This window comes from Pseudomonadota bacterium (assembly GCA_026388215.1).
Taxonomy (GTDB): domain Bacteria; phylum Desulfobacterota; class Syntrophorhabdia; order Syntrophorhabdales; family Syntrophorhabdaceae; genus JAPLKF01.
On the sequence record JAPLKF010000072.1, the window covers coordinates 1 to 3,015 of the forward strand.

General features: G+C 43.2%; 1 protein-coding gene, 1 tRNA gene and 1 pseudogene. 1 reads left to right on the forward strand and 2 read right to left on the reverse strand.

The annotated features are described in order from the left end of the window. Positions 1–214: 214 nt before the first annotated feature. Both NTU69_04910 and NTU69_04915 read right to left on the reverse strand, forming a co-directional pair. Positions 215–1,447 (reverse strand): HD domain-containing protein, encoded by a 1,233-nt coding sequence (locus NTU69_04910; GenBank protein MCX5802863.1) that lies wholly within the window; start codon positions 1,445–1,447, stop codon positions 215–217. 72 nt (positions 1,448–1,519) lie between these two features. Further along, positions 1,520–1,593, reverse strand: a tRNA-Arg gene (locus NTU69_04915). 253 nt (positions 1,594–1,846) lie between these two features. Here NTU69_04915 and NTU69_04920 point away from each other — a divergent pair. Beyond that, positions 1,847–2,998, forward strand: a pseudogene (locus tag NTU69_04920) (IS3 family transposase). The last annotated feature ends 17 nt before the right edge of the window (positions 2,999–3,015 follow it).

Here is a 3,015-nt window from a genome sequence, read left to right on the forward strand (position 1 = left end):
CCCTTGTCACTGCGCCTTTTGTTATTTTCTCACAAGACACTTCTGGAAGAGTTGTTGATGAATTTCTGACAAAACCTGGAGACTTTACCTTTACAAGACCCTTAGGAGAGGATATATAACCTAAATTTTTTGAGCAGGAGAATAGAGATTATAGTTATAAAATCAAACGAGTGATTTAATTAAATAAGATTTGATGAATATATTATAGGGATTGTTATTCTTCGGGATACCTTTCAGAGATACTACGGATAACATCAAGAATGGAAAAAAAGACATCTATCATCTCGGGGTCAAACTGTTTACCCTTTTCCTTTTCAAAAGTTTCGAGAATTTTTGCTTCATCCCAGGCTTCTTTATATACCCTTTGAGAAGATAAGGCGTCGTATACATCGGCAATAGCAACTACCCGCCCAAATGGCGGGATTTCTTCTCCTTTTTTTCCACTTGCCTTTCCATTTGAGGTTTCATATCCAGGGATCGGTTTCCCGGTGGAATAGTTAATATGACCCGGATAGCCGTTGCTATCCCATCGTTCATGGTGGTTTAATGCTACAATAAAGGCTGCCTCATCAAAGTCTGAACGGGCATCGGTAAATAGTCTTGCCCCGAGGTAGGTATGCTGTTTTATAATCTCGTACTCATCACTGTCAAGTTTCCCAGGTTTTCTTAAGATCGTATCTGAAATCGCAACCTTGCCCACATCATGGAGAATCGCAGCCATTCTCAGAACATCCTTGTTTTTTTCTATCTGATCCTGTGGGATGCTTCTTTGAGTTGCCCATGCATCGTAGATTTCAACAGCATATGAGGCCACACGGTTAACATGCGCACCAGTTTCTTTTGGATCTCTCAACTCTGCCATCTTTATCATACGGAGAATAATAGTTCTTGTCATCTGTGCCCTTTCAATGGCAATGGCAGCATTATTTGCAATATGCATGACGAGAGGCTCGTCCTCTTTGGAAAATCCTATGATATTATTCATTTTATCTTTCGCATTGATCAGCTGTAACACTCCGATGATTTCCCCTCGGTTATTTCTAAGGGGAAAGGTCAGCATAGATTGTGTACGATATTTGGATATACGGTCATACGATTTGTCGAAGTAGTAAGGGATACCTTCCGGGAGTTCATAGGCATCGGACATGTTAAGCATTTCTCCTGTACTGGCAACGTAGCCTGCAATTGACCGGTTATTTATAGGTATTGAAAATGTAGAATATATCAATTTTTTACCAGGTGGCAACCTTTTCTGAAGGGTGTCGTTCTGTGTATACCTAAACTTCAGCCTGTTATCTTCTTTTATATATATAGAGCCGGCATCAGCATTAACAAAACCCCTGGCTTTTGTGAGTATATGTTCAAGTAGTAAGTCGATATCCCTGACCTGGGTAACTTCAAGTCCTAAATTGATAATCTCGGTTAGTTTTTGTTTCTCGTTAAACATGGCCTTCTCCTTTTAAGAGGTGTCTATGTATTATCCATAACTGTCATTTTTTCTTAAGTATCTCATCCATAATGCGCCCAGCAGGATTCGAACCTGCAGCCTCTGGATTCGTAGTCCAACGCTCTGTCCATTTGAGCTATGGACGCAACAGTTTACAGAAGCATACACTAAAACTGTAGTAAAACTGTAGTAAATTATCATTAACTTACTATCTTTTTCAATGCCCCGGTCATTTTTTCTATTGCTCCCAAGCTTACACGCAAACTTTCTGAGTCGTGGTGTGTATACCTCCTTGTCGATTTTAAGTCTTTATGCCCCATATACTTGGCTATGGTATGATGTAAGATGGATTTAGTGGACACCAAAGTTGTGATAAAATAATATGACGGAGGTGTCAGCATGGAAAGGATTCCAAAAGGTATCTACACAAAGGAGCTTCCCGAGGAAGCTGTCAAGTTGGTAACAGAGGGCGGGTTAACTGTACCGGAAGTGGGACGCAGATTATCAATTGCCCCTTCAACAATTCGGTACTGGGTTAAGGCGAGCGGTGAAGGCAAGCTTCAGAAAGTTGGCATGCAGCAGAGACCGCTTACAGAGGTAGAAATGGAACTTGCCCGGGTCAAACGGGAGCTGGCTATAATAAAGATGGAGCATGATTTCTTAAAAAAAGCAGCCGCGTACTTTGCCAAGGAGTCGCTGCCAGGTACGCGATCATGAGGCAGATGCGACTCACGTATCCAATACCGATGATGCGCCGCATATTAGACGTATCACCAAGCGGATACTACAAATGGCTCAATCGTCCACCCTCAAAACGATCTCAGCAGGAGGGAAGACTGGAGATAGAGATACGTGCTGCACACAAAAGGACCCGTGAGACCTGCGGGCCCGAAAGGTTACAGCGTGACCTTGCGGAACACGGGGTGAAGGTAGGCATCTGCCGGATCAGGCGCATCAGAAAAAAGTTAGGGATACGCTGTAAACAAATACGAAAGTTTAAGGCAACAACAGACTCAAAGCATACATTGCCTGTAGCAGAGAACCTCCTTAACCAACAGTTCGAGGCAACGGCACCGAATCAGGTCTGGGTAAGTGACATTACCTATATACCTACAGAAAAAGGCTGGTTGTATTGTACAGGCCATAAGGACATCTTCACGGGAGAAGTAGTGGGATACTTAAATGGGTCCCAGGATAACAAAGAACCTTGTGAGCCAGTCCCTATTCCGGGCAGTGGAAACAAAACGGCCCGAATCTGGTCTGATTCATCATTCTGACCGGGGTAGCCAGTACTGTTCAAGTGATTACGTGAAGCTCCTTGAACAGTACAATATGAGAGCCTCCATGAGCAAAAAGGGCAATTGCTATGACAATGCCCCGAAGAACGAACTTGTCTATCATCAACGTTATGCGACAAGGGATGAGGTAATCAAGGAGATCACAGAATACATAGAGGTTTTCTACAACAGACAACGCAGGCAGGTAAGACTGGGGTATTTATCCCCTGCTGCCTATGAACGGGAGTTTTATGCGAGGCAACTTGCAGCATGAGGGTTACTCGTATCCAC